We start from the raw sequence: 4,226 nt of genomic DNA, 5'->3' as shown, positions 1-4,226 counted from the left end.
CACGATAGGCGAGCGGCGTGCCGATGACCACTTCCTTCTCGCCGCTCTGGCGCACCATCAACAGGGCAAACAGGGCGTGCAGGCCGATGAAGTTGGAGGTGTTGTGGCGCTGGCACAGCCGCTTGAAGCTCTCCCACAGGGCGTTGTCGATGGTGGAGAAGACCAGCTCGCCGCCGCTGGCCTGATGGGCCGGCCGCGGCTTGTCGAGCGGCAGGCCGTGCACCTCGGGGCTGCCACTGAGGCGGTCAACCCAAAACGGCTTGAACTCGGCGTGATAGTCAAGAAAGCGCGGCGAATTGAACCAGTGGGCATAGTCAAGATAGGTGAGCGGCAACTCGGGCACGCTCAAGGGCTCCCGGTTCTGATGGGCCAGGAAGGCGCGCTTCAAGTCGGCAAACATGTTCTTGACCGACCAGCCGTCCGAGATGATGTGGTGCTGGGTGATCAGCAGCACATGCTCGCGCTCGCCGAGGCGAATCAGCTGCACCCGGCTGAGGTCCCCTTTGGTCAGGGAGAAGGGGCGCCCTATCTCTTCGCGCACCCGCCTGGCCACATAGGCCTCGCGCTCGGCTTGCGGCTGCTGGCTGACGTCTTCAACGGGCAAGGTGAAGGGAAGGTGCGGCAGTATCTCCTGAGCCCCTCTGCCCGTCTCGTCCTTGACGAAACGGGTGCGCATGCTGGGGTGGCGGGCAAACAGGTGATCGAAGGCAAACGCCAGCGCCGCCGTATCCAGCTCGCCGTGTACGCGAAAATAGACCGGCATATTGTAGAGGTGGGAGGCCTCCTCGTACTGCTCGATAAACCAGAGTCCGCTCTGGGAGGATGAGAGCGGCCCGCGCAGGGCCCCTTGCGCTTCACTTTGCGCAAGAATGGGCGCCTCGAAGGCGGCGCGGGCGGCCAGACAGCGCACCAGCTCATCCTTGTGCGCCTTGATGGTGGCGCCAATGGCGGGGGTCAGCGCCTCCTTGCTCGACTGGGAGACCAGCTGCCCCTTGTCGTTGAGGGCCAGCCTGACCCCCTGACGTTCCAGCTGTTTTAGCAGCGTTATCATATTGTTCATCACTTACCTCAGGCGCTCAGGGTGGCGCCGCCGTCGACGACCAGATCCTGCAGCGTGATATGGCTGGCCAGGCTGGATGCCAGGAAGAGCACGGTATTGGCGATCTCCGCCGGGGTGGCGATTTTGCGCAGGGGAATACCGAGCTTGAACTGATCCGGCAGCCCGGCAATGGTGCGGGCCATGGCCACCTCGTCCGGCAGCATGCCCCGCAGCATGGGGGTATCCGTAGAGCCCGGAGACACCAGGTTGACCCGCACGCCAAAGGGGGCCAGCTCCAGCCCCACCGTCTGGGTCAGGCTGGTGACCGCTGCCTTGGAGGCGCAGTAAGCCGCCATCTGCATGCGCGGCACATGGGCCGCGTTGGAGCCGATGGTGACGATGGCGCCGCACCGCTGCGCCTTGAAGTGGGGCACCAGGGCCCGCAGCAGATAGAAGACGCCGCTGGCGTTGACTGTCATGCAGTCGTGCCAGTCGTCATCGCTCAAGGCTTCGGTGGGACCGAGGCGCAAGACCCCGGCTCCGTTGACCAGCACATCCAGCCCGCCGTCCGCCAGCAGCTGCGTGCAGCAGGTGTTGACCGCCGCGGCATCACCGATGTCGAGCAGCCGGGTGGCATAGGGGTAGCCAGCCTCGGGAAACGCCAGATCCAGCCCCACCACGGCGGCGCCAGCGGCCACGAACTGCTCCGCCACCTCGCGCCCTATGCCACGGCCGGCCCCGGTCACCCAGACCCGCTTGCCACTGAAATCAAAAGCCATTGCTTGTTGCTCCTTGCTCATCACCACACCATCTCCACGCTCTCTTCATCCTCGGTCAGCTTGCCGTCGAGGAAGCGGCAGAAGTCATCGAGACGGGGATGATCGAACACATCGGAGACCTTGACCTGTACCCCGAACTCGGCGCCGAGCCGGTTCACTATCTGTATGGTCTGCAGGGACTGCCCCCCCAGCTCGAAGAAGTTGTCCGCCGGCGCCATGGTGGCGAGCCCCAGGATCTGCTGCCAGATGGCGCCGACCCGGTTCTCCGTCTCGCTGCCGAGGGACTCTTTGCCAAGGAGTAGCGCCTCGCCCCCCCCCTGGTACTGAGCCAGCAGGGCCTTGCGATCCAGCTTGTTGGAGCCGGTGCGAGGCAGCTGGTCATAGTGGCGATAATCGGTGGGGATCATGGCGGCGGGCAGCACCTTGGCGAGCTGCGCCTTGATGGCCCGGCTGTCACGCTCCGGCCCTGCCACGAAAGCCACCAGCCGGCGCACGCTGCCAAGGCTAATACCCTGCACGCAGGCCTCGTCCACCCCGGGCAGGGCCAGCAACTGGGCCTCCACCTCGCCGGGCTGGATGCGATAGCCGCTGATCTTGAACTCGTTGTCGCGCCGACCCAGATAGACCAGGCGGCCAGCCACCTGCCGCACCCTGTCGCCAGTGCGATAAACAGGCAGGGTCTGCTCACCGACCCGAAGGGTCTCAAAGCTCCCTTGCTCCCCACCCACATAGCCGTTGGCAAGCTGCGGGCCGAGCAGCACCAGCTCCCCCTCGCTGGCAGGCTGATCCCCTGCCCCCAGAATGAGCGCCTGCATGCCGGGCAGCGGCAGGCCGATGGGCAACTGGGTCTGGTTCGGGTCTTCCTGCTGCAGCTCCTGGGTGGTGACTACCACAGTGGTCTCGGTGGGGCCGTAGGTGTTGAACAGGCGCACATCAAAACGCCCCTGCCGCTGCCACTGGGCCAACTGCTCGGGGTAGACCGCCTCGCCGCCAATGATGACGGTGGCCAATCCCGAGGGAATGTGGGCCTGGCCCGCCGTCAGCGCCACCACCCACTCGTTCCAGTACGCCGTGGGCAGATCGAGGTGGGTGATCCCCATCTCCTCCGCCCCGGCGGCAAAGGCGGGCATGGATTCGAGCAGGGTGTCGGTGCGCAGCACCAGGGTAGCGCCAGCGCTTAAGGTAGCGAATACCTCCTCTATGCTGGCGTCGAAGTTGAAGGGGGCAAATTGCAGCATCCGCGCTCCTTCATCCAGGTGATAGCGGCAGCGGGCGGCGGCGGCGAAGTGATCGAGCGCCCCGTGACTGACCGCCACCCCCTTGGGCAGACCGGTCGAGCCCGAGGTGAACATCAGGTAAGCGACGGCGCGACCAGCAGCCGGCTGATTCAAGCGGTTGTCGCTCAGCAGATCCCCCGCCAAGAGGGTCCGCCCTTCGAACAGGCTGGCCAGCTTGTGACGATACTCCGCCTGGGTGATCAGGGTCTTGACCTCGCCAAGGCGCAGGATATGGCCCTGGCGCTCCAGCGGCTGCTCGGGGTCGAGCGGCACATAGACGGCGCCCGCCAGCAACACCGCCAGCTGGGCGAAGATGGCCTGGGGGCTGCGGGCCTGCATGACGCCCACCTTGTCGCCGGGGGCAACGCCGGCGGCCTGCAGGGCCGCCGCCATCTGCTCGCAACGAGCCAACAGCGCCTCATAGCTGACGCTCGCCTCCCCCTGTATCAGGGCAATCTTGTTCGGGGTCTGGGCGGCGAAGTGGCTGAGCGCGTCCAGCACAGGGCGCACCTTGATCACTTCGTGAGCCGGAGCCTTGATCATGGATCCCAGCCGCTGCTCGGCCAGCCAGTCGGCCTTGAGGGTGCCCAGGGTCTGGGCGGGCTGGGCCAGCCAGCGGCCCAGCAGAGCGAACAGGGTATCGGCGATAGTCGCCAGATCGGCCTGCTGGTAGCAATTGGGATTGGCGTCCAGATCCAGCCTGGGTTGACCATCGGCGCCCACCTGCACCTCTATGGTGAGATCCTCCACCGGCCCGGCGCTGATATTGAGGATATGGGCACTGAGCGGCCCGAAGCGACGGGCGTGATCGAACGGCATGATGTTGACCAGGGGGCCGAACAATCGCTTGTCTCCCCCCACCAGGCCCAGTTCTCGGCGAAGCAGCTCGTAGCGGTAGTGCTGGTGCTTGCGCACACCGCGCTTGGCCTTGGCCACGGCCCCAGCGGCCCCCGCCAGATCCAGCCCCTCGTCGAGGGCCAGCGCCAACGGGGTGATGTTCATCTGCATGCAGGGCACGGTCAGCGACGCCGAGCCGATGCGGTTCATCATCATCAGGCCGAGCAGGGTCTGTTGCTGGCCGCTGGCAAGCGACAGCTGGGCCGAGAGCCCGGCCAGCAGCAGATCGGGCCA

The 4,226-nt window shown here is 65.9% G+C and carries 3 protein-coding genes; all 3 read right to left on the bottom strand.

Annotated elements, in window-relative coordinates; all coding sequences use genetic code 11:
- On the bottom strand, nucleotides 1-1,060 hold a 1,060-nt coding region (locus AAC083_RS16880; RefSeq protein ID WP_258224738.1), incomplete at its 3' end, for a condensation domain-containing protein.
- Between the two features lie 8 nt (nucleotides 1,061-1,068).
- Nucleotides 1,069-1,818 carry a 2,3-dihydro-2,3-dihydroxybenzoate dehydrogenase gene (gene dhbA, locus AAC083_RS16875; protein ID WP_108537214.1) on the bottom strand — a complete coding sequence of 250 codons (750 nt, stop codon included), beginning with the start codon at nucleotides 1,816-1,818 and terminating at the stop codon, nucleotides 1,069-1,071.
- Nucleotides 1,819-1,838: 20 nt separating this feature from the next.
- A partial coding sequence (locus tag AAC083_RS16870; RefSeq protein ID WP_258224737.1) for an amino acid adenylation domain-containing protein occupies nucleotides 1,839-4,226 on the bottom strand: 2,388 nt, incomplete at its 5' end.

Origin of the sequence: Aeromonas sp. HMWF014, from assembly GCF_963878295.1 — a bacterium.
Classification (GTDB): domain Bacteria; phylum Pseudomonadota; class Gammaproteobacteria; order Enterobacterales; family Aeromonadaceae; genus Aeromonas; species Aeromonas popoffii.
Note: the sequence above shows the minus strand (reverse complement) of the source record. Positions and strands in the feature narration are given on the sequence as shown.